Genomic DNA, 26925 nt, shown 5'->3' on the forward strand with positions numbered 1-26925 from the left:
AGCCCCGATGTCACGCGCGTATGTTTAGGGTATGAGTGACCTCCCCTTCGGATTCTCGAACCGCGATGACGACGACCGCAAACGCGGCGACGATCCGAGTGGTCCAGGGGCGAACGACCCGTTCGGCATCGGCGGGGCAGGCGCGGGCGGTTTCGATCCGGCACAGCTCGGACAGATGCTCACCTCGCTCGGACAGATGCTCAGTGGCATGGGACAGCCGGGTTCGGCGCAGTCCGGCCCGGTCAACTACGACGTGGCCAAGCGACTGGCCCGCCAGCAGCTCGGCTCGACAGTGACGCCGGTTACCTCGGGCACCGTCAGCGCCGTCGCCGATGCCGCACGCCTGGCCGACCTGTGGCTCGATGGCGCGACCACGCTGCCCGCCGGCGCGAACAAGACCGCGGCCTGGACCGCCAACGACTGGATCGAGCAGACGCTGCCGACCTGGAAGCGGCTGTGTGATCCGGTGGCCGAACAGATCTCCGGAATGTGGACCGCACAGCTGCCGGAGGAGGCGCGCGAGTTCGCCGGTCCGATGGTCGGCATGCTCGGTCAGATGGGCGGGTTGGCATTCGGCTCCCAGCTCGGCCAGGCACTCGGCCAGCTCGCCAAGGAGGTGCTGACTTCCACCGATATCGGTCTGCCGCTCGGCCCGACCGGCACCGCGGCGCTGCTGCCCGCCGCCATCTCGGAGTTCAGCGCCGGACTGGAGCAGCCGGAGAGTGAGATCCTGGTCTTCCTGGCGGCGCGCGAGGCCGCGCATCAGCGGCTGTTCGGACATGTGCCGTGGCTGCGGCAGCAGGTGCTCGGCGCGGTCGAGGACTATGCGCGCGGCATCAAGATGGACTTCTCGGCACTGGAGTCGGCGGCCCAGGGCATCGACCCGATGTCGCTGACCGATCCGTCGAAACTCGAGGAGATTCTGTCCCAGGGCGCCTTCGAACCGCAGACCACGCCGGAACAGAAGCAGGCACTGGAACGACTGGAGACGCTGCTCGCGCTCATCGAGGGCTGGGTGCAGGTCGTGGTCACCGACGCGGTCGGCGATCGCCTGCCCGGCGCGGGCGCGCTCGCCGAAACCCTGATTCGCCGCCGCGCCACCGGCGGTCCGGCCGAGCAGACCTTCGCGACCCTGGTCGGGCTGGAACTGCGCCCGCGCAAGCTGCGCGAGGCGGCGGCACTGTGGCGGCGGCTCACCACCGATGCGGGCATCGAGGCGCGAGACGCCGTCTGGTCGCATCCGGACCTGCTACCGGATTCCAATGATCTGGACTCTCCCGCCGCCTTCATCGATTCCGTAATCGGCGGCGGCACGGACGCTTTCGACGATCCGCTGGCCCAACTGGCCGAGACCGAGGCCCGCGAGAAGGCCGAGCGCGAGGCCGCCGGGGACGACGGCGAGCCCGGCCCGAACCTTGGCAAGGACACCGACCCGTCCTAGTAATGTCCTGTTGATAGGCGCGAATCCCTGTGGATTACTACGGAATTCGCGGCTATTCGCCGATCAGGCGGTCCGCATACTGCTGGCATGACGAGGCGGATGTGCGGGCCGATGCTGGCGCCGCGGGTGACGGTTCTGGTGCGGCCGTCGGGGGTCGTGCAGTTGGGGTGGGATCCGGAGGGGGCGTTGCTGCTGGATCGGACCGCCTTGGATACCGCGACGGTGCTCGCATTTCTGCGGCTGCTGGACGGGATGCAGAGTCGACCGCAGGTCATCTGGCGGGCCGGAGAGTGCGGGATCGACCCCGGGGACGCGGCCGAGTTGTTGAACCGAATCGATGAGGCGGGGCTGCTACTGCCTCCCGACGAGCGGCTCGGGCAGGTGCGATCGGTGCGGGTGCACGGGCTCGGGCCACTCTCGGATGCGGTCACGACCGGGCTGCGGCGACTCGGGCTGCGGGCGATTCGATCGCGCGGATACCGTCCCGATGGTTCGGTGCCCGACTGGCGCGGTGACCTCGTGGTGCTCGCCGATGCGTTGGTCATCGACCCGCGGTTGGCCAATGAGCTGGTGCTGCACGGGATTCCGCATCTGCAGGTCCGGATTCGCGATGGCAACAAGGGCATTGTCGGGCCGCTGGTATTTCCGGGCCTGACGAGTTGTCTGCGCTGCCTCGACCTCACCCGGTGTGAATACGATCCGGAATGGCCGCAGCTCGCGAGCCAATTGCTCGGCCGGGTCGGACACGCCTCACCGGCCGGAATCCTGGCCACGGCGGCGTTGCTGCTCGGCGAACTCGAGGCGATCATGCGCTGTTCCCCCGAGCGCCCGCTCGACACCATGAACACCACGATCGAACTCGAACTGGATACGCACCGGATCTCGCGCCGCGAATGGCCGCAGCACGAAGGGTGTGGCTGCCGTGGAATTTTCGCTGGTCCGACCCGATGAGGGTGTCGATTCTTACACTCCGCCAAGGAAAGACATCAAGATTGGCATGGCACAGCCACGGGTCTGTCCGCCATGATGGGTACGTGTCTGAGATTGTGCGTCGTCGCTCAACCCGCAATGCCAAGTTAGCCAAGATTCCGCTCGGGATCGCCGGACGGGCCGCCGTCGGGTTCGGTAAGAAGCTGGCCGGTGGCGACAAGTCGGAGATCAACGCCCAGTTGAACCAGAAGGCCGCCGAGCAATTGTTCACCGTATTGGGTGAGCTCAAGGGTGGCGCGATGAAGTTCGGCCAGGCGCTGAGCGTGATGGAGGCCGCGGTTCCCGAGGAGTTCGGCGAGCACTATCGCGACGCACTCACCAAACTGCAGGCGTCCGCGCCGCCGATGCCTGCCGAGACCGTGCACCGGGTCCTGGACCAGCAGCTCGGCACCCAATGGCGGCAGCGCTTTCAATCCTTCGACGACACTCCCGCCGCATCGGCGAGCATCGGCCAGGTGCACAAGGCGGTCTGGTCCGACGGCCGCAACGTCGCGGTGAAGGTGCAGTATCCGGGCGCCGACGAGGCGCTGCGCGCCGACCTCAAGACACTGTCGCGGATGACCGGCCTGATCGCTTCGGTGATTCCGGGCGCCGATGTGAAGCCGATCCTGGCCGAGATCACCGAACGCACCGAGGAAGAGCTCGACTACCGCAATGAGGCCGCCCACCAGCGCGCCTTCGCGAAGGGCTTCGACGGGCATCCGGAGATCGTGGTGCCGAAGGTGGTGGCCAGCGCGCCCAAGGTGATCGTGACCGAATGGCTGGACGGCACCCCGGTCTCGGCGATCATCAAACAGGGCGCCGCGGATCCGGAGGGCACCCGCGTCCTGCGCAATCGCGTCGCCGGATTGATGGGCAAATTCCACTTCTCCTCACCGGAGACCGTCGGCCTGCTGCACGCCGACCCGCATCCGGGCAACTTCATGATGCTGCCCGACGGCAAGCTGGCCGTCATCGACTTCGGCGCGTGCGCGCCCATGCCGGGTGGCTTCCCGGAGATCCTGGGGCGGATGCTGGCGCTCGAGATCGACGAACGCTTCGATGAACTGATCGAGCTCATGTACGACAACGGCTGGGTTATTCCGGGCCGGACCGTCACCGATCAGGAGATCGCCGACTACCTGCGCCCGTTCACCGATCCGATCCAGACCGATTCGTTCCACTTCACCCGCAAGTGGATGCAGCGGGTCGCGGGTAAGGCCTCCGATTTCACCAGCCCGGATATGAAGACCGCGCGCGCTCTGCAGCTGCCCGCTCAGTTCGTCATGATCTTCCGGGTGCTCGGCGGTTCGGTCGGCATCCTGGCCCAGCTCGACGCCGAACTGCCGTTCATGCAGCTGGTCCGGACCTGGATGCCCGGCTTCCGTGAGGAGCGCTCCGCGAGCTGAACCAGGCTCGGCTGACGAATCCCCGCGCACAGGGCGCACCGAACGCCGTTGGCCCAGAACGCAAACGAGCCGCCCACCGGATCTCACGGTGAGCGGCTTGTTTGCTTTCTCGTTCCTGGGCCCTGCCCGGATCCGAAACGGCCGGATAGGCCTCAGCGACCGGAGGGAGGGAGGTCAGGGATCTCATGCCGAGATCGCGACCTTGCGCGGGCGACCGCGCGGGCGCTTGCGGGCGATCACGACACCCTGGTCGAAGATCTCACCGCCCCAGACACCCCATGGCTCACCCCGATCCATGGCCGCGGTCAGGCAGCCCTTACGGATGGGGCAAGACGCGCACAGCGCCTTGGCCTGCTCCAACTGGACCGGGCTCTCGGCGAACCAGAGATCGGGGTCTCCGGCTCGACAAGGCAGGACCTTTGTGACCTCCCGGGGACGGGTGGGCCGTGCCACGGTTCGGCATGTCACGTCAGTAGTGGCTTGTGGCCAGCTTTCCGCGGTGAACACGTCGTTCTCCTTCAGCTCGTTTGCAGCGGTACGTTTCGTTCGTTCCGCGAAACCGAGGCCGGTGTTGGCTGAAGGGCCGGTAAAAAATACTGGCCACGGTTTCGCTTCGGGCGATCCGTGGCCAGGAGGTCGGGGGGTGTTCCCTACCTAGTTCGACATCTCTGTCGAATCCTGATCACGGTCGCTGGGTGTGCGGTGCGGCGGAGGCGTGCTGCCCGCAGTTCTGCCGGTGCATATCCGGCCTCAACTGCGCAAGCGCCGACTTCTGCCGTGGTGGCAAAGGCCGGGTGCCAACCCGCGCTGGGCTTGTCCTGCTCGAGGACGCGAATCGGGGAATGCATCGGCATGGATTGCGCCTGAACCCCAAATACGTCGACGCCGGACAGACCGATCCCCTGCAAATCGAGGATCCCCCGGGAGGCCGACATGACGGGTGCAGCATTCACTGCAGCTCCTTTCGCGCTGAAGTTGGTGTTGCCATTCATCGTTCTGCCTCCCTCCTGTACTCGTGTCGGTAACTGTGCGCGCCGGGATGACCTCCCGGTGCGTGAATCCCACCATATGTGTTGTCGCCCATCGCGACAACCTATTTTCTACCTGCGGTTTTGTGGGCTTGACCGCAGCCGCGAGGCCACTATCTTCAATACCTCGGCCCCGTATTGCTCGAGCTTCTTCGCCCCGATTCCAGGGATCGCGGCCAGTGCGTTGTCATCGGCGGGCAGTTGCTCGGCGATCGCGGTGAGCGTGGTGTCGGTGAAGATCACGAACTCGCGCACCCGCAGATCCTGGGCTTTCTCCTCCCGCCACGTCTGCAGCGCGGCCAGTAGCTCGGTATCCAGTTCCGCCGGGCAGCGGCGGCAGCGACCGAGCATGGTGGCGTAGGTGCCGATCAGTGGTTTGGCACAGACCCGACAGGTCGGGCGCACGCCGTTCGAGGCGGTATCGGCGACCGGTGCGGCGATTCGCGAGGCGGGCGAGTCGTCGGGCACCAGGCCGTTGAGGAATCGGGAGCGCCGCCGGGTGCGCCTGCCGCCCTCGCCGCGGGCCAGCGCCCAGGACAGTTGCAGATGTTCGCGGGCCCTGGTCACGCCGACGTAGAGCAGTCGCCGCTCCTCTTCGAGCGCGCCCTGATCGGCGACCGAGCCGTCATCGCCGAGCACATGCGCGATCGGCAGGGTGCCGTCGGCGACACCGACGAGGAATACCGCATCCCACTCCAGCCCCTTGGCCGCGTGCAACGACGCGAGGGTGACGCCCTGCACGGTCGGTGGATGCCTGGCCTCGGCGCGCGCGGCCAGCTCGCGCAGCAGCCCGAACAGATCGAGCGCGGCGTCGTGGTCGACCAGCTCCTCGGTCAGGCGCACCAGCGCGACCAGCGATTCCCAGCGCTCGCGCGCCTGGGCGCCCGCGGGTTCGGTGGCGGTGAGGCCGACCGGCGCGAGCGCGGCGCGCACCAAGGTGACCAAGGCCTTGCCGCTGCGGGACTGGCCGGGCAGATCGTCGCGAGAGGCGACCTGACGCAGCACGGATACGGCTTGCCTTACCTCGGCACGCGCGAAGAAACCCTCGCCGCCGCGGACCTGGTATGGAATGTTTTGGTCTGTCATCGCCTGCTCATAGGCCTCCGATTGCGCGTTGATCCGGTAGAGCACCGCGACTTCGGCGGCCGGTGTGCCCCCGGCGATCAGCTTCTTGATGGACCGGGCAACCGCCGCGGCCTCGGCCGGACCGTCGTCGAATTCGGCGAAGACCGGTTCGGGCCCGTCGTCACGCTGGCCGACCAGTTGCAACCGGGTGCCCGCGATGCGCCCGCGCGCCGCGCCGATCACCCGGTTGGCCAGCGAGACCACCTGCGGGGTCGAGCGGTAGTCGCGTTCCAGCCGGACCACCGTCGCCTCCGGGAAGCGCCGGGAGAAGTCGAGCAGATAGCCGGGGGTGGCGCCGGTGAAGGAGTAGATCGTCTGGTTCGCATCGCCGACGACGGTCAGATCGTCCCGCTCGCCGAGCCAGGCGTCGAGCACCCGCTGCTGCAACGGCGTGACGTCCTGGTATTCGTCGACCACGAAACTGCGGTAGCGCCCGCGGAATTCGTCGGCGACCGACGGATAGTCCTCCAGTGCGGCGGCGGTATGCAGCAGCAGATCGTCGAAGTCGAGCAGCAGACCGTCGGGCGTCGCCTTCAACTTCTCATAACCGCTGTATGCCGCCGCGACCCGCATCGGGTCGTACGGTGCCTCGCGCCGATGTTTGGCGACGGCCGCCGGATAGTCCTCCGGTGCGATGAGAGTGGCCTTGGCCCATTCGATTTCGGTGAGCAGGTCGCGGACGGCGTCGGTGTGCGACGACAGTCCGGCCTGGTGGGCGGCCTGCGCCACGATCGGGAATTTGCGATCGAGCAACTGCCAGGGCACATCCCCGACGATCTGCGGCCAGAAGTACTTCAGCTGCCGCAGCGCGGCCGCGTGGAAGGTGCGGGCCTGGACCTGATTGGCCTCGCCGCCGAGTCCGAGCGCGCGCAGGCGGGCGCGCATCTCCCCCGCCGCGCGCGCGGTGAATGTCACCGCGAGCACCTGGTCGGCCTTCACATGTCCGGCGGAGACCAGATGTGCGATGCGATGGGTGATGGTCCTGGTCTTGCCGGTGCCCGCACCCGCGAGCACACACACCGGACCCCGCGGCGCACGCACGGCGGCGGCCTGTTCGGGGTCGAGCGAGTCCAGCGCTCGGCGGACGGGCTCGCTCGTACTGGTTGCCGACACGACACACATCATGGCAGTGCCCGCCGACAAGTCATGCCGCCCGGATAGAAACCGGCCCACGGCGTCGGGCCTGTTAGGGTCCGGTCCGGATCGGCCGCACCGGATTCCGCCGGTTCGCTGGCCGGGTCGCGCGGCCGGGCGAGGCGACGAGCACTAGCGATCGCGCAGTTGCCGCAGCGCGCCCGCGAACCCCGGCGCCTCGCCACCGAGCGGAGCGAAGAACTCCTGATCGCAGTCCTCGACCACCACCATCGCCCGATTCGCCAGTGCCACACCGTCTTCGGTGGGGACCAGGGCCTTGGCCCTGCGGTCGTGCGGGTGGTCGCGGCGCTCGAGCAGACCCTTCTGTTCGAGCGCGCGCAACACCTGGGAGGTCATCATCGGATCGGTGGCGGCGTGCGCGGCCAGATCACGTTGCATCACCGGTTCGTCGCGGCGGGCGGCCAGATAGGTCAGCGACGCCAGCAGGACGAACTGCACATGGGTGAGGTCGAAGGGGGCCAGCGCCGCACGCTGGGCGGCCTGCCAGCGGTTGGTCACCTGCCAGAGCAAGAGCCCGGGACTTTCGTCGGGCTCGGCGAATCTGGTGCGCAGACCCCGGTCCTCACTCATATGCCTCCTTTACCTCTGGTTCGTCGATCATCGCCTGTGCGATCACCGCGAAGTCGTGCGCGGTCAGTTCGACAAGTCCGCGGCGCAGCACCATGCCCCAATTCGGTGTGCTGGTGAGATCCAGTTCACCGCGCAGTTCGTCGATGGGGATCGCACGCGTGTCGGTGCGATAGTGCACCGCGCGCCGCCACGGCTGGAAGCACCCGCCGTCCTGCGGGTCCGCCTGCCAGACCGGGCGGTCGTCGATGGTGCCGATGGCGGTGAAGGAACGGATCGGCGCGCCGGTCCGCATGCCCTCGCGCGGGGAATAGTAGAGGAAGCCGTCGCCGGGACTCATGCGTTCGAGCGGGGTCCGCTTTCCGTGGTTGACCTGTGCGATGCCTAGTTCGACACCGCGCAGCACATGCTCCCTGGAGACCACTCCGAGCCAATACCTCATACCAGCACCGCCTCGGCCGCCACGACCAGCGCGTCGAGATCGGGCTCGACGGACTCGGCGATATCGCCGCCCAGCACCTTGGTCCAGAACCAGCGCAGCGGCCCGTCGATCGAGACGGTCACCGTGACGGTGGTGCCCTCCGGGCCGGTGGTGACCTGATGGTCGAAGGTCAGGCGGGCGCCGATGAGCTTGGAGACGTCCACGAATTCGGTCTCGGAGAGCCGCTCGACACGGAACGGGACCTTGGGGCCGCCCTTCGGCTTCAACGTGCCGGTGGCCCCCTGGGTGAACGGCCCGTCGAGACGCACCCATTCGGTGTCGTTGTTCCACTCGGGCCAAGTGGCCATATCGGCCCATTTGGCGAAGAAGGCGGCGGGCGCCGCGGACGAGGTGGCCTGTGCGGTGGCGATCGTTGTCATGGATTTAGTATGCGCGCATACTAAATATGGCGCAAGTCCGAGGACGGAACAGGATCGGTCCGTAGAATGTTGAACGATCCGTGACTGACGTGACCCCCGCCTTGACGATGTACTCGACCACCTGGTGCGGCTACTGCCGCCGGCTCAAGAAGCAGTTGGACGAGTCCGGCATCAGCTATGTCGAGATCGATATCGAACAGGATCCGGCATCGGCCGAGTTCGTCGGCAGTGTGAACGGCGGCAACCATGTCGTGCCGACGGTGCAGTTCGCGGACGGCTCCACGGCGACGAATCCGTCGCTGGCCGCGGTCAAGCAGACGCTGGCCACGCTGGCCTGATCACCCTGTTGATCAATCCGTGCGGACCAGTCGGTCCGCACGGAGCTTTTTGTGCCCGCGATCAGCTCTCGAGCGCGGCCCAGGACTCCACGATCGTGCGCGCGATCGAGATCGACCCCGGCAGCAGTAGCCGCGCGCCCTGGTTCTGCGCGGACCAATCGCCAACGGCCAGCGCCTCGCGCACTTCGGCGCGGGTGAACCAGTACGCCTCGGCGATCTCGCCATCGGAGAAGGTAAGCGGCTGATCGGGATCCGCGACGGCGGCGAAACCGAGCATCAGCGAGCGCGGGAACGGCCACGGCTGACTGCCCAGGTACGTGATGTCGCGGACCTGGAGCCCGACTTCCTCGAGCATCTCGCGCTCGACGCACCGCTCCAGCGACTCCCCCGCCTCGACGAATCCGGCGAGCAGGGAGAACAGCGTCTCGGGCCAGGCGTGCTGGCGGGCGAGCAGCACCCGGTCGCCGCCATCGTGGATCAGGCAGATGACGGCCGGATCGATCCGGGGGAACTCCTCGTGGCCGTTCTCTGCGAGCCGCGACCAACCGCCCTTGGTGGCCACGGTCGCGGCGCCGTCCGCGGCATTGAACCCGGCCTTGTCATGCCAGTTCAGCAGGGCCATGGCGGCCGTGAGCAGACCGGCGGTGAGATCGTCGACGCCGCCCGCCATGGCGCGCAGATCGGTCAGTGTGCCCCGCAGTTCGGGATCGCGCACCGCCCACACATGTTTGCCGCCTTCGATGCCGAGGAATACCGCGGCCGGACTCGGCTCGGCGGACAGTTCGATCGCCGGTTCCAGCACCAGCGCACCGTCCTCGAAGCGGAACTGCCCGCGCTTGTTGACCCGGAGCAGTCCGGCGTCGGCCCAGCCTTCCTTCAGCGCCTGTTCGTCGGCCCGGATCGCCTCGGCTCGGTCGAGCACTGAACGCGAAAGCAGCGGAACACCATTGAGCTGAAATCCTGAGGCCACGGTTCGAGACTATCGCGCCGCCGCGAACGCCAGCCGTCGCGTCGGTGTTACCTGCCCGCGTGCCGGATGTAGAGCAGCTTGTCGGTCGCCTCCAGCGCGTCCACCTCGGCCTCGCCCACCCGGATCAGCACGCCGTCGCGCACCACGCCGAGCACGATATCGCCGAGATGGCGCGGCGAGCCGCCGACCTCGGACGGTTCCACATCGCGTTCGGCGACCGCGAAGCCCTGCTCCGGGGTCAGCAGATCCTCGATCATCTCGACCACGGTCGGGGTGGTGGTGGCGATGCCGAGCAACCGGCCCGCGGTCTCGGAGGAGACCACCACCGAATCCGCGCCGGACTGGCGCAGCAGATGGGTGTTCTCGGCCTCCCGGATGGCGACCACGATCTTGGCGCTCTTATTGAGTTCGCGCGCCGTCAGGCTGACCAGCACGGCGGTGTCGTCCCGGTTGGTTGCGACGATGACCGAGGCCGCCCGCTGCACACCGGCCAGTCGCAGCACATCTGATTGGGTGGCCGAACCGTGCACCGTCACCAGGCCCGCATTCGCCGCCGCCTCCAGTGCGACGGTATCGGTATCGACAATGACGATATCGGCGGGCTGCACGCCGTCGCCGAGCATGGCGTCGACCGCGGTGCGGCCCTTCGTCCCGTATCCGACGACGACGGTGTGATTACGCACGCTGCGCCTCCAACGCTGAATCTTGAATGCCTGCCGGGAACGATCGGTGAGCACGCCGATGGTGGTTCCGACGAGCACGATGAGGAAGAGAATGCGCAGCGGGGTGATGATGACGATATTGACGAGCCTGGCCGTGGCGGTCACCGGCGCGATATCGCCGTAGCCGGTGGTCGACAGCGAAACCGTCGCATAGTAGAAGGCGTCGAGGAACGACAGCTCGTTACCCGAATTGTCGTGGTAGCCATCGCGTCCGACGTACACCACCAGCGCCGCGGCGAACAGCAAGCCGATCGCGAAGAGCACCCGGCGCACCAGCGAAGCCCATGGACTGGACTGGATTTCGGGGATGCGCAGCACACCGACCAATGCGAAATCCGGGCGAGTGGACAACCCGACACTGCGTTCGCGATCACCGAACACCGGACTCACCCATCCTGGCCGAGTCGCTTACCTCCGGCGTTATTTGTCCCTCCGGCACGCACGGGAGCCTACCGGGTCGTCGCGGGCGCACCCGGCACCCACGCGAACAGTTGGTGAATCCTATGGTCGCGGATCGGTCGGCGCGGCATTCCTGATCAGCTCGGCCAGTTCGTCCGGACCGGGCAGCGCGGCGGGGGCGATGGTGCGCCCGGTGCGCACGTAATGGAATGCGGCGGCGATGCGTTCGAGCATCTGCGCCTCGGTGCCGTGATCGCGCGCGGCCATCAACCTGGCCCAGGCCAGTCGGTAGACGGCCAGCTGCATGGCGACCGCCGGCTCGTCGGCGGCTGCGGGTTCGGCGCCGGTCTTCCAGTCGACCACGATCCAGCCGCCGCCGGGTTCGGCGAAGACCGCATCCATCCGGCCGCGGATCACCGTGCCCGCGATGGAGGTCTCGAAGGGGATCTCCACCTCGAGCGGGCTGCGATGGGCCCACGGCGAATTGAGGAACGACTCCTGCATGGTGACCAGTTCGGTGTCCAGGCCCGCGTCGGCGGCGCTGCTGTCGGCGGCGCCGGGCAGTTCGTCGAAGCCGAGCAGGCGGTCGGCGGCGAACCAGCGCTGCACCCAGGCGTGGAAGGCGGTGCCGCGGCGGGCCAGCGGATTGGGCGGGAACGGCAGGGGGCGGCGCAGGCGGGCGGCGAGTTTTGCTGGGTCGGCACGCATTTCGACCAGGGCGGTGGCGGCGATTTGGCCGGGGAGTTCTACTTCCTGGGCGATGGCCTGGTCGGCTTCGTATTCGGCGAGTAGGGCGTCGACGTCGGCGGCCCAGCCGTCCGGGTCGTCGGGATCGGACGGATGATCGACCGAGCCGTCGTGTGACAGTGGGGATTCGGAGCCGAAGTCGTCTGGGGGCGGGTCGAATTCGTACGGATCGAATGCGTCGGTGTACCGCACGAAGTCATCGGAGTGCGACTCGAAGTCGTCTGGGGGTGGTGGGAATTCATCCGGTTCGTGGGGATCTGATGCGCCGGCGACGCTGGTTGGTTCGTACGGATCGTCGAACGGTGCTGGCGCATCGGGAAAGTCGGGCGGGGGAACGTCGGCATACGGGTCGACCGACAGTGCTGGATCGTCGGGGTGAGCGGCCGTTGTTCTCGGGTCGGCAAAGTTGTCGGTGGGTGGGGCTACTGTCGATGTCATGTCGATGTCACCGGGTTCGCGGTCCGCGAAATCGACTGTGGCAGTTGCTTTGTCAGTGTCCTCGAGCGTTGCGGTGACACCATCGCCGGATCGGGCCGCGAGGGCGGCGAGGGCGGCTGCTTTGTCACGGCTCTGGCCCGCGCGGTGCGTCGCGGTGATACCGGCGGTGGATTGCGCCGCCAGTTCGGCGAGGGCGGCCCGGACGAGGGATGCGCCCTGTTCGATGGGGTCGCGGCGGTTGCCGAGCGGGTCGCGGGGCCATTCGGCGGTCGCGGGGTGGTCGGTGAAGGGGTTGACGGCGTCGACGTCGGGGGCTTCGTCCCAGCGGTCGATGGTGACCGCGCCATTGGCCGGGCTGTCGGGGGCCTCGCTGGCGTGTTTGAGTTCCAAAAGGAAATCGGAGGGACCCTTGGGGGTGGTACCGGTTTCGGCCCAGTGGTGGGCGGAGACGAGTAGGACGCGTTCGGTTCTGGTGAGGGCGACGTAGAACAGGCGGCGGTCTTCGTCGATGCGGCGGCGGTCCAGGGATTCCTTGTGGGACTTGATCGCTCGCTCCAGGTCGGCGCGGTCGTAGAGGTCCGACAGGTCGAGGACCGGGACGCCCTCGGCGGCATCGTCCTGTTGGCGGTCACCGCGCAGGGTGGTGGGGAGTTCGGCGAGTGCGCCGAGCCAGGTGCCCGAGGCCGCGCCGGAGGGGAAGACGCCGCGGGTCACATGCGGCACCGCGACGATCTCCCATTCCAGTCCCTTGGCCGCGTGCACGGTCAGCACCTGGACGCGGTCCCTGGCCACCTCGACTTCGCCCGGCTCCAAACCGTTCTCGACGGATTCCGCGGCGGCGAGGAAGGCGAGCAGGCCGCCGAGCGACGCGCCGGAATCGCTGGCGTATCCGGCGACCACCTCGGCGAAGGCGTCCAGATGTTCGCGCCCGGCACCGGCGCCGACCATCGCACGGCGGGCCTGGGTCTCCACACCGACGCCGATGGTGCGTTCCACATCCGCGACGAGTTCGGCGAGCGGCTGGCCGCTGCGTTCCCGCAGTGCGGCGAGTTCGCGGCCGAGTGCGACAATGCGTTGGCAGCCGGATTCCGAATATTGTTCCGACGGACCGGGATCGGCGATCGCATCGGCGAGCCCGGCCTGTTCTGCCGGTTCAGGCGCCACCTCACGCAGGGCCTCGGCGAGTGCGGCCGAGTCGGTGATCTCATCGACCTCATTGCCGTGCAGGCGGCTGATCGACAGATCCCTGGCACGGCGGGCGAGCGCGGCCAGATCGGCGACGCCGATGCGCCAGCGGGCGCCGGTGAGTATGCGCATGGCGGCGCTGCCCGCGCCGGGTTCGGCGATGAGCCGCAAGGTTGCGACGATATCGGCGACCTCCGGGGTGGCGAGCAGACCGCCGAGACCGACGATCTCCACCGGAAGTCCTTGTTCGCGCAGGGCTTCCGCGAGCGGGGCGGCATCGGCATTACGGCGCACCAGCACGGCGGAGGTCGGCGGCGGCTCCCCCGCTTCGCGCTTGGTAGCCCATTCGGCGGCGATCCGACCGGCCAACCAGTTTCGTTCGTCGGCAACGGTTTCGGTCAGCGCCAGCGCGACGACACCCGGTTCGGCATCGGGTTTCGCGCGCAGCGCGTCGACGGTCACGCCACCACTGTCGATGGCATTGCGGCGCAAAGGTTCGGCGACCAGGTTCGCCAGGGCGAGCGCTTCCGGCGGGTTCCGCCAGCTGGTCAGCAGCGGCAGAATCGGCGCGGGAATCCCTGGGGCGCTGGGGAAGTCGGTGGCGAATCTGGGCAGGTTGGCGGCGGACGCGCCGCGCCAGCCGTAGATCGACTGCATCGGATCGCCCACCGCGGTAACCGCCAAACGTTGGTCACCACGGCCGGTTGCTCTGTGCGCGCCCTCCGAATGACGCCCCTGCGTCGTATGCCCGTGGCTCTCGCGAGCGTCGGGCTCGCTCCGGCGAGAGTCGAGGTCGATCGGCGCACGCGGATCCGGCGCCGGCCCTTCGGCCCTGGTGGCAGGTGTGGACTTCGGCGGGTCGGCGACCTTTGGTGATCGCTTGGCCTGCGGTTGCGGGGACGATCCGCCGAACAGTGATGCGAGCAGGATGCGTTGGGCGTGGCCGGTGTCCTGGTATTCGTCTAGTAGCACCAGGCGGAAGCGCGCGCGTTCGGCCGCGGCGACCTCGGGGTGTTCGGCGGCGAGGCGGGCGGCGAGGGACATCTGGGCGCCGAAATCCAGTGCGCCGCGGCGGCGTAATGCCTCGGCCAGCTGTTTGACCAGGGGCAGCAGGGCGACGCGCTCGCGCTGCACCTGGACGATGTTCTGCAGGGCCTGGCTCGGTCCGCCGCGTTGGCGCGGGCCCGCGGGCAGGGTGTGGACCAGTTTTTCGAGTTCGGTGTGTGCCTCGGCGAGTTGTTCGGGTTCCACCAGGTGTTCGGCGAGTTGGCCGGACAGGGCCAGCACCGCCTCGGTGACCGAGACCGGGGTGCGGTCGGTATCGAGGTCGCCGTCCCAGTCGCGGACCACCTGGTGGGCGAGCTGCCACAGCTGGGTTTCGGTCAGCAGTGTCGCCGAGGGTTCAACGGGCAGCAGCAGGCCGTGCTGGGTGAGCAGGCGGCCCGCGTACGAGTGGTAGGTGCTGATCTCGGGTTCGGCGCCGGAGAGTTGGGTGCGCAGCTCACCGCCGGTGTCGAGTTCGCGCAGCAGTGGCGAACCGGCCAGCCGGGCCAGCCGGGTGCGGATGCGGGAGGTCAACTGCTGGGCGGCTTTTCGGGTGAAGGTCAGGCCGAGCACCTCGTCGGGCAGCACCAGCCGGTTGGCGACCATCCACACCACGCGTGCGGCCATGGTCTCGGTTTTGCCCGCGCCCGCTCCGGCCACCACCAGGGTCGGACCCGGTGCGGCCGCGATCACCGCGGCCTGCTCGTCGGTGGGTGGCGGGAGGCCGAGCGCCTCCGCGAGCCGGTTCGGCGAGACAGTGCCGCTCATGCCTGCGCCTCGCTGGCGCTGGGCTCCGGCACGCGCGACGCGCGCTGGCACATGGTTCTGCGTTCGCTCACTCGTCGGTCACCTGCCTTCCGGTGTCCTGGACGGGGCAGCTACCCGCCACCGAGCAATGCCTGCAGCCATCGTTGCGCATGGCGAGATAGCTCGGGCCCTGCGTCGCGGCCGCGGCATCGTGAATTGTGCCACGCCATTTCTCGAGTGCCTCGGCATCGAGTGCGGGCTGCATGCGCTGGGTGGCGCCCTCCTTGCTGCTCGGTTTGGCGACATAGACAAGGCGAGCGCCACCGGGTTCGGCGGCAGCCCAGCGGGATTCACCTGCGGCAGCGCGGGATCCAGCTGCAATAGAGTCGGATTCACCTGCAGCAGTGTCGGATTCACCTACGACAGCGCCAGACTCACCTACGACAGCGCCAGACTCACCTGTGGCAGAGCCGGATTCACCTTTGGCAGCGCCGGATTCGCCTTTAGCAGTAGTGCCGGATTCGTCCTGCGCGCTGTCGTAATCCGCGGATTCACCGACGGTGATATCGAGTGCGCCCGCGGCGGCCGCCACCTGATAGGTCGCGAGTTGAGCGTGGTCGGCGGCGGCCTGCTTGGTGACCGGCGACTTCCCGGTCTTCACATCGACGATGACGAACCGGCCGAAGGCATCGCGCTCGAGCCGGTCGACCCGGCCCCGAATCCGCACGGCACGTTCGTCTTCCGTGCGCGGGGGCAGCACGCAATCGACCGGAACCTCGACGCCGGCCTGGGTCAGCTCGCCGCGGGTATTGCGCACCCACGCCATGAACGTCTCCAACATGGCCTCGGTGCGGCGCAACTCCTGACGCGAATGCCAGCCGGTGCCGGGATCGATGGCCTGCCATGCCTTGTCCAATGCCGCGCGGACCTGCGATTCGGGCACCTTGCCCGCCAGCGCCTGCACGAGGGTGTGCACGAGATTGCCTTTGACGGCGTGCGGATTGTCGCCGTCGGTGCCGCCGTGGCGTTCCAGCGCCCAGCGCAGCGGACAGGTGCGCAGCAGCTCGACGGTGGACGGGGACAAGGCGACCGCGGCGTCGTCCTCGTCCCACAGCGAACGCGACGAGCTGAGATCGGCGGTGCCGTACCAGTGGTCCGGATGCGTACCCGGCACGCCCGCGTGTGCCAGCCGGGCCAGTTGGTGTGCGGCGCGGCGCCTGCGCTCCGGTTCGGCCTCGGAATCGCAGACCACACCGCGCAATTCGGCCACCAGCGCATGCATGACGAGTGCCCGGCCCGGGTCGGCGACCGGTAGCGCGCCGGGTTCGCTCTCGTCGTCGTGGCCGAGGAGTTCGGCGAGGAATCGGGACGGGACCAGATCGCGTTCGCCCGAAACCGATTCCACGGCGGTGACCAGCAGCGAGCGCCGGGCCCTGCTGCACGCGACCAGCAGCAGCCTGCGCTCCTCGGCCATGATCGGGGCCGCACGGCTCACCACGTCACCCGCGTCGACGATGCCCGCGGTGAGATCGACCAGATCCTCGGTCTGCAGCAGGGTGCCGCGGGGACGCGGATTCGGCCAGATGCCCTCCTGCACAGCGGCGACCGCGACCACATCCCATTCCCGGCCCGCCGACGCGTGCGCACTGAGCAGCGCGACCGCCTCGCCCGGCGCGGTCAGCGATCGCGTGTCGTGCGGAATCTCCTGCTGCACAAGGTATTCGACGAAGCCCTCGATGCTCGCGCGCGGCAACCGGTCCACATAGGCGGCCGCGGCGTCGAACAGTCCGACGGCGGCGTCGAGGTCGCGATCGGCCTGCATGCCCGCTGCCCCACCGCGTTCGGACTGCGCGACCCAGCGTCGCTCCAGTCGCGACCCGGTCCACAGCGCCCAGAGCACATCCTCCAGCCCGGCCCCGCGCCGCCGAGTCCTGATGGCCCGATCGAGCGCGTCGAACACCCGCTTCAGCGGCGCGGCCTCGACATCGGTGAGCCGCTCCATGATTCGGCGATCCGCGCGCCCGACCAGCAGATCCCGCAGCACCTCCGCAGAGGATTTGTCGACGTAGGCGCGCCATTCGGAACCACTGTCGTCCGCGCTCCGCTCGGCATCGTCTACGCCACCCTGATCGGTTCGCTGCGAGCTTCGTCCAGCATCGTCTGCGCCCGGCGCAGGGGCGTGTGGGCCCAACTCCACTTGGTCCGTGCCATATTCAGAATCGCGCGCGCCCCCCTCGGTATTGCCCTGACCCCGCTCGGTGTCGCGAGTGTCCCCAAATGCATCGCCGATGGTGGCCCGCTCCGCCTCGGATGCGCCCTCTTCGGGGCCTGCAGCGCCTCGTTTACTCGACTCGCCAGTTCCCTCCGAGTCATCGACTTCCGATTCGGAACGATCACCGTGCCATTCGGAGTCGCGATGAGTCCATTCCCGTTCGATGCCGTACCAATCGGCGTCGTCTGCCATCCGTTCGGCTTGGCTGATATTCCGTTCGGTAGTCGTGACATTACGTTCGGAGGTGTCCGTCCTAGGATCCCCGGGGTCGAGATCGTCCGGCGGAACCATCTCCGCATCCGGAGGGAAACCCTCTGCGGCCCAATCGGGTTCAGCACCTGGTACCGAATTCGCATGCGCCCGGGCGGCCTTGATTTCACTGCGCGCGGACTCCAGCACGCTGCGGCGAATACCGCGACGCAATCGGCGCAGGGTGATCTGATCGGCGCCGCCGAGCGGTCCGGCCAAAAGGTCCAGGGCGTCCTCCGCGGAGAACATCGACTCAGCCGAGCGCCGTCGACCGCGGCGCTCGGCATCCTCCGCCAGCACCGCCCGCAGCGCGAGCAGCATCCAGGCCGCACCGCGCCGCCGCGCCAGCGGTGCGTCGAGCGCGGGCTGCTGCACAGGCACTCCGGCCGCGAGCAGGGCGCGGCGCAGCGGCGCCAGCGACAACGGCACCGAGCGCACGATCACGGCCATTCGCGACCACGGCACGCCGTCGGTGAGGTGGGCGCGGCGCAAATGGTCGGCGATCAGGGCGGCTTCCTTCGCCGGGGTAGCCAGTACCCGTACCCGCACCGCGGTGCCGTCGTCCTTGGGTTCCACGCTGTGCCCAGGGGCCGAAAAGCGTTGTGGCGCACTGCCGGGCAACTTGGCGGCGATCCGCGCGAGGGCCAGTTGTACCTGACCGCCCGATCGGTGGTTGTCCCGCAGGACGATTCGCTGTCCGTCCGGTGCCGCCAGATCGGCGACGAAGCGCGCGTCCGCGCCGCGGAAGGCGAAGACGCCCTGATCCGGATCGCCCGCCACCACCGCGGTATGCGCGGCCGTACCCATCACCTGGACCAGCAGTGCGGCCTGCGGATCCAAATGCTGGGCGTCGTCGACCAGCAGGTATCGGATCCGATTCCGTTCGGCGGCGAGCAGATCCGCATCACCGGCCAACGCGTCCAATGCCGCCCCGACGAGTTCGGCCGCATCCAATGCGGGCGCGGTCGCCTCGGGCGCCTCCACCCCGACCGACCAGCGCAATAGCATCGACTGTTCGTAGCGGACCGCGAATTTACCCGCCGCCACCCACTCCGGCCGACCGTGCTCGCGGCCCAGCCGCACCAGATCCTCGGGTCCGAGCCCGCGTTCGGTGGCCCGCAGCATGAGATCGCGCAACTGTTCGGCGAACCCGCCGAGGCCGAGCGCGGGCTGCAATCGCTCCGGCCACAGGCCACCGGCCCCGGCCGCGATATCGATCAGATCACCGCGCAGCATTTCGCGCAGCACGGCATCCTGCTCGGCACCGGTCAGCAAACGCGGCGGCGGATTGCCGTGCGCGCTGGCATGTCTGCGCAGTACCGAGAACGCGTAGGAGTGCAGCGTGCGCACCAGCGGCTCCCTGGTGGCGCCGGGTACCCCGCCCTCGGTGGTGTCGGGACCGCTCAGCCGGGCGGTGATGGCGTCGCGCACCGTGCTCGCCGCCTGCTTGGAATGGGTCAGCACCAGCACCGATTCCGGATCGGCGCCCGCGGCGATGCGCTCGGCGGCCAGATCGATCAGCAGCGCGGTCTTGCCGGTGCCGGGTCCGCCGAGCACCTGCCACGGCCGCCAGTCCGGTCGAATCGGGCCGACGGTGGCGGCGGCGTCGAACAGCGCGCGGACATCGGCACCCCAGGCCAGAGCCGGGGGTGCCGCCATGTTCCGGCGAACAAGTCGCACCGCGCTATCCGATCGCACCACGCGGGCTATTGCAACAGACACCTCCGACACGCCACGCGGGCGATTCCCGCATCGGTGAGGTCGAACACACGCCTCGGTCTGCGATGGATTTCGATATGCGTCAATATGATTCTTGTGTCACCTCTTCATGTGTACCGGTACGGGCCTGCCGACGGGCCGAAAGTCCTGGCCCTGCACGGTGTGACCGGTCATGGCAAACGCTGGGAGGACTTGGCCACCCAACATCTGCCCGACGTCCGGATCATCGCCCCCGACCTGCGCGGACACGGTCACTCGACCTCGTTGCCGCCGTGGAACTTCGAGACCATCGTCGAGGATCTGGTCGAACTGCTCACCGCGGAGACCGACGAACCGGTGGTGGTGGTCGCGCATTCGTTCGGCGGAGCCTGCGCGCTGCACCTGGTCCATCAGCATCCGCACCTGGTGCGCAAACTGATCCTGCTCGATTCCGCCATCGCGCTGGAGCCGGAGCGGTTGATGGATATCGCGCTGTCCAGCCTGGCCTCACCGGACTACGACACCGTCGAGCACGCGCGTCAGGACAAGATCTCGACCGGCTGGGGCGAGGTGGAACCGCGCCTGCTCGACGCCGAACTCACCGAACATCTGATGCCCACCGCCGACGGTCGGGTCGGCTGGCGGATCAGCCTGCCCGCCATCAACTCCTACTGGGGTCAGCTGGCCCGGCACTATGTGCTGCCGCCCACCGATCTGCCGACGGTCCTGGTGCAGGCCATGAAGGTGGTGCCGCCCTTCGTGACGCCCGAGTTCCGGGCCGCCCTCACCGAGCACCTCGGCGAGAATCTGACCATGCTCGAATGGGACTGCGATCATATGGTCGCCCAGGCCCGTCCGGCCGAGACCGCGGCGCTGATCCGATCGGTGCTGTGAACTCGATGGCCACCACCGATGCCGAGGTCGAGCGGGTGCGCGAACTGGTCGCGACGGTTCCCCGCGGCCGGGTGGTCACCTATGGCGATATCGCCGCGGCGGCCGGACTGTCCACCCCGCGCACGGTCGGCTGGATCATGCGCACCGACTCCGCCGATCTGCCCTGGCATCGGGTGATCGGGGCCGGCGGCCGCCCGGCCGCCCATCTCGCCGACCGTCAGTTGCGCTTGCTGGCCGCCGAGGGCGTGCCGATCCGCGACGGCCGAGTGGACCTGCGCGCCGCGCGTTTTCCGCTCCCGTAAACGGCCGCGCCGCCGTCGATCGGCGGTTAACGTTGAGTCATGTCCACCCGCCTGGCGTGTGTCGTCTTCGATGCGGACCGACCTCGATTAGTCGCGGATTTCTGGGCCGAGTTGCTGGGCTGGGCGGTGACGATCGACCGCCCCGACGAGGTCGACGTGGCGGCGCACGATCCGGACGGCCTCGACCCGGCCCTGACCTTCCTGCCCACGGCGCGCGCCAAGGACGGCAAGAACCGCATCCATCTGGATCTGGCCACTCGCTCACTCGACCACCAGCGCGTCCAGGTCGACCGTGCGCTCGCGCTGGGAGCCCGCCACGTCGATATCGGCCAGGGCTCGGTGCCGTGGGTGGTGCTCGCCGATCCGGAGGGCAATGAATTCTGCGTGCTCGAGCCGAGGGAGGAGTACGTGGACACCGGCGCGGTGGCCGCGATCGTGGTCGATACGCACGATCCGGTGCGGCTGGCCGAGTTCTGGTCCACCGCCACCGGCTGGCCGGTCGCCCACGGCGGCGCGCAGGTGGCGGGGCTGCGATCGGCGACCGGACTCGGCTGCTGGCTGGAGTTCGTCCGCACTCCCGATGTGAAGAGCGGCCGCAATCGACTGCATCTGGACCTGGCTTCCTTCCCAACCGACGATCCGGCCGCCGAGGTGGCCCGGCTACGCGCGGCGGGGGCCACCCAGGTCGCCCCGAATGCCGTCGGCGGTATGCCCGGACTGATGCTCGCCGATCCGGAGACCAACGAGTTCTGCCTGGTCCGACCGGACTATTCGACGGTTTAGCCGTTGCCACCGCCCGCGGGTCGCTGGAGGCACCTGCCCTCAACGGGTCGGCGCTGCCGACGAATTAGCATGTCGGCCATGCTCGCCCACCCATCGCCCGACCGCCGCCCCGCATCGAATCGCTGTGCGATCGCGCAGCCCATCGCGCCGGGCGCCGACCGGTGACCGCCGCGGATGCGATCGTGCTGGCGGGCGGGCGCGCCAGCCGCATGGGGGGCGTCGACAAGCCGGCCATCGTCATCGGCGGCCGGTCCATGCTCGATGCGGCCCTCGCGGCGGTGCGGCCGTGTGGGCGAACCGTCGTCGTCGGACCGCACCGGCCGGAATTGGACCCGAAAATCGTGCAGGTGCGCGAGGTGCCGCCGGGCTCGGGTCCGGTCGCCGCGGTGGGGGCCGGGCTGCGCGCGCTCGGACCGACCGCGGCCCCGCTGGTGGTGGTGCTCGCGGCGGATCTGCCCTTCCTGTCGGAATCGACAGTGCTGGAACTGATTCGGCACGGCAGCGAATCCGGTGCGGACGCGGTCTTCGCGGCCGACGAGTCCGGGCGGCCGCAGTATCTGATCGGCGTGTGGCGGCGCACCGCGCTGGCGGCCGCGCTCGAGCGGCTGGACTCACTGATCAATCAGCCGATGAAGGCCCTGATTCCGGCCGATACGGTCACCGTCACCATGGCGGGTATCGCCGATTGCGATACCGAGGAGCAGGTGCGGCGGGCCCGGATGGCCTGGGATGCGGGGGCCGCCGCGTCGAGTCGGCGCCCCGCACCGTCCTCGACCGTCGCCGGTGCGCCGCTGGCCCTCGACGAAGCACGGAATATCCTGCGCACCAATCTGTCTCGACTCACCGAGTACCGAGCCGAGCTGAGCTCCGTGCGCGGCGCCACTCTCGCCGGGCCGCTGACCGCCGTCGGGCCGCTGCCACGTTTCGACGTCTCGGCAATGGATGGATATGCCGTCGCCGGTGACGGTCCGTGGCGTCTGCGCCGCGATATCGGCTTCGCGGGCGGACGGCGGCCGGTCGGATTGCTGCCAGGCGAGGCGGTGCGAATCGCCACCGGCGCACATGTGCCCGACGGCACCACACGTGTGCTCCGTGACGAATTCGCGCGGACCGATAACGCCGAAATGCTGTACCGGCAGGAGGATTCCCCGCTGCGCGAGGATATCCGCCGCCGTGGCGAGGACCGCGATCCGGGCGATCTGGTGGCCCCCGAGGGCACCGCGGTCACCGAGGCCCTGATCTCCGCCGCGGCCAGCGTGGAGGTGACCGAGGCCCTCGTGCGCGGCCCGGTCCGGGCCCGGATCGTCATGACCGGCGACGAGATTCGCAGCACCGGCCCGCTGCAGACCGGCCAGACCCGCGACTCGATCGGCCCCATCCTGCCGGATGTGCTGTCCTGGTATGGAATTCGCGCTATCGATCGAGTCCACCTGCGCGATACCCCGCGCGGTTTCGACGAAGTGCTCGCAGCGGCGGACGATTGCGATCTGCTGGTGATCGTCGGCGCCACCGGCGGGGGCGCGGCAGACCAACTGCGCGGCGCCATCGCGCGCGCCGGGGCCCGAATCCTGGTGCACCGCTTGGCCATACGTCCGGGTGGCTCCACCGTCGTCGCCGAGCTGACCACCGGCACAACCATTCTCGGCCTGCCCGGCAACCCCTTCGCGGCCCTGGCGACGCTGATGGCCCTGTCGCCGGCCCTCGTCGAAGGCCGGACCGGCGGCCATCCGCTGCGTCCGCTGATCGGACCGCTGCACAATGCGAGCGCGATCTCGGGCCCCGTCACCCGCATCGTCCCGGCCCGGATCGCCCCTTACGGCGGCTGGCTGGGCGATCCACAGATCCGCACCACCCATCTGGGCGGCCTCGTCGACCGCGACGGCCTGGTCATCGTCGCGGCCGAGGCCGTAGACGACGATCTGGTCGAATTCCTGCCACTGCGGGTGTAAAGAATTTTCTCTTTTCTTCCACTGCTGATGTCCGCTCGCTATTGTGTGTTCGTTAGGCGAATACAAATCACTCACTTCGGAAAGGACCGAGTGGAGATGGCTGAAAAGTCGAAGAAAACGCCTAAGAAAATGCCCAAGCAGATGGAGCGGCAGCAGCAACAGCAGCGCCAAGAGGGCATCCGTTCTGGCATCAGCGAGCGCGAGCAGCGCGAGGGCCAGACGCCCGACCGGCGACGTGCTGAGGAGCAGCAGCGCCGACCAGGGCAGCACTGATCTGAAACGGGCCGCCGGTTCCTTCATTGGACCGGCGGCCCGGCCGTGCGCCCCCGGCTCCGCTGCGGCACTTCCCCGGTTCGGGTCGGTTCGGGCTACTAATTACGGCAATGTGTTTCGGCTGATCAACCCATAACGCTCGACTTGTTATCGCAAATGCACTGCGCGCCGTTCTAATTACGTCCGGCCCGCCGCAGCGCCGCTTTTCGCCGCCGAAAATGCGAAATGCATTGCGGGCGGCCATCGAGGCGAGGACGCGCGGTAGTTATGCGCCGAGGCGTAATAGCGCCGGTGTGTCGGGGGGATCGGGGGTACGGCAGGCGCGGTCGGGGGTTGGGACGGGATCGAGGAGGCGGTCCGATACCGTTGACCAGGGACAACTCCCGACTCCGCTCGACCGAAGGATGCGCCTGATGGACGACAGTTCCCTGATCTGGGACGACGGTGCGCTGGTCACCATCGACCAGCGCGAACTGCCCCACGAGGTGCGCGAGCTGCGGCTGACCACGGTCGAGCAGGTCATCGATGCGATCAAGACGCTGGCCATCCGCGGCGCGCCCGCGATCGGGATCGCGGGCGCGTTCGGCGTTGTCATCGCAACCGCCGCGCATACGACCGACGGCGTCGTCGATGTGGCAGGCGTGCAGGCCGACGCAGCACGGATCGCGGACGCCCGGCCCACCGCGGTCAATCTCGCCTGGGCGGTGCGGCGGGTGCTGACCAAGGTGCCGCTCGGTACGGATGCCGTGCTCGCCGAGACCCTGGCCATGCTGGCCGAGGACGGCCGCGTCAACCGGGCCGCCGCGACGCACGCCGCCGATCTCGTGCAGCGGCTCTGCCCGGACCGGCCGTTGCGGGTGCTCACGCACTGCAATACCGGGCGGCTGGCGACCAGCGCCTTCGGCACCGCGATCGGGGCGATGCGGGTGCTGTCCGAGCGCGGAGCGATCGAGAACGTCCTGGTGGACGAGACCCGCCCGCTGCTGCAGGGCGCGCGGCTGACCGCCTGGGAGCTGGCCGAGGCGGGCATCCCGCATCGGCTCACCATCGATTCGGCCGCCGCCTGGGCGATGGCGACCGGTCAGGTCGACTGTGTGCTGGTCGGCGCGGACCGGGTGACCGCCAATGGCGATGTCGCCAATAAGATCGGCACCTATGGGCTCGCGATCGCGGCCCGCCACCACGGCATTCCGTTCATCGTGGTGGCGCCGGAGTCGACGCGTGATCCGAGGATGGCGACCGGCGCCGATATCGTCGTGGAACAGCGGGCCGCGGCCGAGGTGACCGGATTCGGCGGCGCCGCAACGGCTCCCGCCGATACCGAGGCCTTCAATCCGGCCTTCGATGTGACACCCGCGGAATTGGTGACGGCGGTCGTCACCGAACTCGGTGTCGTCCACGGCGCGAATGCCGAACGGGCCGAAGGTGATCCGGGTGCGGCCATCGCCGATACCGCGCGCGAGTTGTACGGTCGCGGCTGGATGCCGGGCACGGCGGGCAATATCTCGGTGCGCACCGGCGATACCGCGGTGATCACCGGCAGTGGGCTGTCGAAGGGCGAACTGACCGCGCGTGACATGGTGACCGTCCGCGTCTCGGACTCCACGCCGGTGCCGGACCAGCAGCGCAAACCCTCGGCGGAGACCACGATTCACACGGCGGTGTATCGAACCACCGACGCCACGGCCGTCGTGCACATCCATCCGCCGTACGCGACGACCGCAGCGACCCGCTCCGGCTCCCCCGCCGCGGTGACCACCCTGCGCATCGCCGACTACGAACTCATCAAGGGCTTGGTGGCCAAGGGACCGGACGGCACCTACCCGACCGCCCTGGACCTGCCCGTCTTCCCGAACTGGCCCGACGTCGCACGCATCGGTGCGGATATCGAGCGATACTTGAGCGAGCACCCCACCGCGGCACCGGTATTGGGCATCGCCGGGCACGGGATCACGACCTGGGGCGACAACCTCGCCCAGGCACGCGACCGTGCCGAATGCCTCGAGGCCCTGTGTGAGCTGGTGGCCCGCACCGGTCGTCGGCAGGCCTTTGCCGCGCGCAACCCGAACGAGATCCTCGAGATTGGACTGACCTCATGACGCTGCTGCAGGTTATGGCTGCCGACGATGCCGACAAGGTAGTGCTGCGCACCACCGACGACGCGCTGATCGCAGCCGAATTGGCCGCGCGCGGAATCACTTTCGACCGCTGGCCGGTGCTGGACAACGCCACCGGAGCGTCCTCGGACGAACTGCTCGCCGAATACGACGAGCGGGTGGCCGAGCTCAATGCCTCCGGCCGCTACAAGCATATCGATATCGCTCGGATCCACCCCGACGACGCGAATCCGGAATGGCCGCAGATCGCCAAGGGCGCGCGGGAGAAGTTCCTCAGCGAGCATCGGCACGCCGAGGACGAGGTGCGATTCTTCGCGGCCGGACGCGGCTGCTTCTACCTGCATCTCGGTGACGAGGTCGTGGCGGCGGTCTGCGAAGGCGGCGACCTGCTCTCGGTGCCCGCCGGCACGCTGCACTGGTTCGATATGGGCACCCGCCCCGACTTCATCGCCATCCGCTTCTTCGAGGAGGAGGACGGCTGGGTCGGCGATTTCACCGGTGACCCCATCAGCGCGGGCTTCCCGACCCTCGACCAGCTGCTGACCGCCCCGTGATCGCCGCCGTCGTCGTCGATATCGAGGGCACCACCAGCCCGACCAGCTCGGTGCGCGAGGACCTGTACGGCTACACCCGTGCGCGCCTGCCCGAGTGGCTGGCCGAAAACCGCACGGGCGCGGCCGCCCCCGTCATCGCGGACACCCGCGCACTCGCCGGACGCCCCGACGCCGACACCGACGAGGTGGCCGCGATCCTGCGCGACTGGCTCGGCTCGGATGTGAAGGCCGAACCGCTCAAGGCCGCACAGGGCATCATCTGCGCCGAGGGCTTCCGCAATGGCGCGCTGCACGGCGAATTCTTCCCGGATGTCGCGCCCGCCCTCGCCGCCTGGCATGCCGCGGGCCTGGCGCTCTACGTCTACTCCTCGGGATCGGTACGCAACCAACAGGATTGGTTCGGCTTCGCCCGCGGCGGCGAACTGGCATCACTCATCAGCGGCTACTTCGACCTGTCCAGCGCGGGCCCGAAGCGCGAATCCGCCTCCTACGAGAAGATCGCGAGCGCCATCGGCACCCCCGCCGACCGCATCCTGTTCCTCTCCGATCATCCGGACGAACTCGACGCCGCGGTCGCCGCGGGCTGGTCGGTGACCGGCGTCCACCGTCCCGGCGAGCCCAATCCCGCACGGCCCCCACACCTTTGGATCGACTCCTTCGCCGAACTGACCCTGGCCTGAGGCATTCGC

At 68.7% G+C, this 26925-nt stretch carries 22 protein-coding genes; 12 read left to right on the plus strand and 10 right to left on the minus strand.

What is annotated here, in order from left to right:
* Window positions 1–31: 31 nt before the first annotated feature.
* The 3 genes from ACHQ4I_RS13075 (at window position 32) to ACHQ4I_RS13085 (ending at window position 3819) form a co-directional block, all read left to right on the plus strand.
* A complete protein-coding gene (locus ACHQ4I_RS13075) occupies window positions 32–1441 on the plus strand; it encodes a zinc-dependent metalloprotease (protein WP_420771979.1) in 1410 nt (469 codons plus the stop codon).
* An 87-nt stretch (window positions 1442–1528) separates the two neighbouring features.
* Window positions 1529–2392 (plus strand): hypothetical protein, encoded by an 864-nt coding sequence (locus tag ACHQ4I_RS13080; RefSeq protein WP_420771980.1) that lies wholly within the window; start codon window positions 1529–1531, stop codon window positions 2390–2392.
* 83 nt (window positions 2393–2475) lie between these two features.
* Window positions 2476–3819 (plus strand): ABC1 kinase family protein, encoded by a 1344-nt coding sequence (locus ACHQ4I_RS13085; RefSeq protein ID WP_420771981.1) that lies wholly within the window; start codon window positions 2476–2478, stop codon window positions 3817–3819.
* Window positions 3820–4002: 183 nt separating this feature from the next.
* Here the strand turns inward: ACHQ4I_RS13085 and ACHQ4I_RS13090 are convergent, their stop codons facing one another.
* The 6 genes from ACHQ4I_RS13090 to ACHQ4I_RS13115 all read right to left on the minus strand — a co-directional run bounded on the left by ACHQ4I_RS13090 (window position 4003) and on the right by ACHQ4I_RS13115 (window position 8555).
* Window positions 4003–4287, minus strand: coding sequence for a WhiB family transcriptional regulator (locus ACHQ4I_RS13090; protein ID WP_330257420.1), 285 nt, complete (start codon window positions 4285–4287; stop codon window positions 4003–4005).
* 182 nt (window positions 4288–4469) lie between these two features.
* A complete protein-coding gene (locus ACHQ4I_RS13095; protein ID WP_420771982.1) occupies window positions 4470–4811 on the minus strand; it encodes a hypothetical protein in 342 nt (113 codons plus the stop codon).
* A gap of 108 nt (window positions 4812–4919) precedes the next feature.
* Window positions 4920–7097, minus strand: coding sequence for an ATP-dependent DNA helicase UvrD2 (locus tag ACHQ4I_RS13100; protein WP_420772670.1), 2178 nt, complete (start codon window positions 7095–7097; stop codon window positions 4920–4922).
* 141 nt (window positions 7098–7238) lie between these two features.
* Window positions 7239–7697, minus strand: a complete 459-nt coding sequence (locus tag ACHQ4I_RS13105; RefSeq protein ID WP_420771983.1) for a MarR family winged helix-turn-helix transcriptional regulator — start codon at window positions 7695–7697, stop codon at window positions 7239–7241.
* The gene (locus ACHQ4I_RS13110; protein ID WP_420771984.1) at window positions 7690–8136 is read right to left on the minus strand and encodes an EVE domain-containing protein; all 447 of its coding nucleotides are present in this window, start codon (window positions 8134–8136) and stop codon (window positions 7690–7692) included. Before ACHQ4I_RS13110 ends, ACHQ4I_RS13105 begins: the two co-directional genes overlap by 8 nt.
* The gene (locus tag ACHQ4I_RS13115; protein ID WP_420771985.1) at window positions 8133–8555 is read right to left on the minus strand and encodes an SRPBCC family protein; all 423 of its coding nucleotides are present in this window, start codon (window positions 8553–8555) and stop codon (window positions 8133–8135) included. Before ACHQ4I_RS13115 ends, ACHQ4I_RS13110 begins: the two co-directional genes overlap by 4 nt.
* A 107-nt stretch (window positions 8556–8662) precedes the next feature.
* Between ACHQ4I_RS13115 and ACHQ4I_RS13120 the strand changes: the two genes are divergently transcribed.
* Entirely contained in the window at window positions 8663–8893 is a 231-nt protein-coding gene (locus ACHQ4I_RS13120; protein ID WP_420772671.1) for a mycoredoxin, read from the plus strand.
* A gap of 61 nt (window positions 8894–8954) precedes the next feature.
* Here the strand turns inward: ACHQ4I_RS13120 and nudC are convergent, their stop codons facing one another.
* From nudC to ACHQ4I_RS13140, 4 genes are all read right to left on the minus strand, one after another.
* Window positions 8955–9863 carry an NAD(+) diphosphatase gene (gene nudC / locus ACHQ4I_RS13125; protein ID WP_420771986.1) on the minus strand — a complete coding sequence of 303 codons (909 nt, stop codon included), beginning with the start codon at window positions 9861–9863 and terminating at the stop codon, window positions 8955–8957.
* A 47-nt stretch (window positions 9864–9910) separates the two neighbouring features.
* Window positions 9911–10966 carry a potassium channel family protein gene (locus ACHQ4I_RS13130; RefSeq protein WP_420772672.1) on the minus strand — a complete coding sequence of 352 codons (1056 nt, stop codon included), beginning with the start codon at window positions 10964–10966 and terminating at the stop codon, window positions 9911–9913.
* 120 nt (window positions 10967–11086) lie between these two features.
* A complete protein-coding gene (locus ACHQ4I_RS13135) occupies window positions 11087–15166 on the minus strand; it encodes a UvrD-helicase domain-containing protein (RefSeq protein ID WP_420771987.1) in 4080 nt (1359 codons plus the stop codon).
* Between the two features lie 67 nt (window positions 15167–15233).
* On the minus strand, window positions 15234–19325 hold the full coding sequence (locus ACHQ4I_RS13140; RefSeq protein ID WP_420771988.1) for a PD-(D/E)XK nuclease family protein: 4092 nt from the start codon (window positions 19323–19325) through the stop codon (window positions 15234–15236).
* A 147-nt stretch (window positions 19326–19472) separates the two neighbouring features.
* Between ACHQ4I_RS13140 and ACHQ4I_RS13145 the strand changes: the two genes are divergently transcribed.
* From ACHQ4I_RS13145 to mtnC, 8 genes are all read left to right on the plus strand, one after another.
* Window positions 19473–20258, plus strand: a complete 786-nt coding sequence (locus ACHQ4I_RS13145; protein ID WP_420771989.1) for an alpha/beta fold hydrolase — start codon at window positions 19473–19475, stop codon at window positions 20256–20258.
* 5 nt (window positions 20259–20263) lie between these two features.
* Window positions 20264–20560, plus strand: coding sequence for an MGMT family protein (locus ACHQ4I_RS13150; protein ID WP_420771990.1), 297 nt, complete (start codon window positions 20264–20266; stop codon window positions 20558–20560).
* A 39-nt stretch (window positions 20561–20599) separates the two neighbouring features.
* Window positions 20600–21343 carry a VOC family protein gene (locus ACHQ4I_RS13155; protein WP_420771991.1) on the plus strand — a complete coding sequence of 248 codons (744 nt, stop codon included), beginning with the start codon at window positions 20600–20602 and terminating at the stop codon, window positions 21341–21343.
* Between the two features lie 161 nt (window positions 21344–21504).
* The gene (locus ACHQ4I_RS13160) at window positions 21505–23292 is read left to right on the plus strand and encodes an NTP transferase domain-containing protein (protein ID WP_420771992.1); all 1788 of its coding nucleotides are present in this window, start codon (window positions 21505–21507) and stop codon (window positions 23290–23292) included.
* A 96-nt stretch (window positions 23293–23388) separates the two neighbouring features.
* The gene (locus ACHQ4I_RS13165) at window positions 23389–23565 is read left to right on the plus strand and encodes a hypothetical protein (RefSeq protein ID WP_420771993.1); all 177 of its coding nucleotides are present in this window, start codon (window positions 23389–23391) and stop codon (window positions 23563–23565) included.
* 413 nt (window positions 23566–23978) lie between these two features.
* Window positions 23979–25664, plus strand: coding sequence for an S-methyl-5-thioribose-1-phosphate isomerase (gene mtnA / locus ACHQ4I_RS13170; protein WP_420771994.1), 1686 nt, complete (start codon window positions 23979–23981; stop codon window positions 25662–25664).
* Window positions 25661–26236 (plus strand): 1,2-dihydroxy-3-keto-5-methylthiopentene dioxygenase, encoded by a 576-nt coding sequence (locus tag ACHQ4I_RS13175; protein ID WP_420771995.1) that lies wholly within the window; start codon window positions 25661–25663, stop codon window positions 26234–26236. The genes mtnA and ACHQ4I_RS13175 overlap by 4 nt, the downstream gene beginning before the upstream one ends.
* A complete protein-coding gene (gene mtnC, locus ACHQ4I_RS13180; RefSeq protein ID WP_420771996.1) occupies window positions 26233–26916 on the plus strand; it encodes an acireductone synthase in 684 nt (227 codons plus the stop codon). The genes ACHQ4I_RS13175 and mtnC overlap by 4 nt, the downstream gene beginning before the upstream one ends.
* Window positions 26917–26925 lie beyond the last annotated feature (9 nt).

Origin of the sequence: Nocardia nepalensis (genome assembly GCF_048910785.1) — a bacterium.
Classification (GTDB): domain Bacteria; phylum Actinomycetota; class Actinomycetes; order Mycobacteriales; family Mycobacteriaceae; genus Nocardia; species Nocardia nepalensis.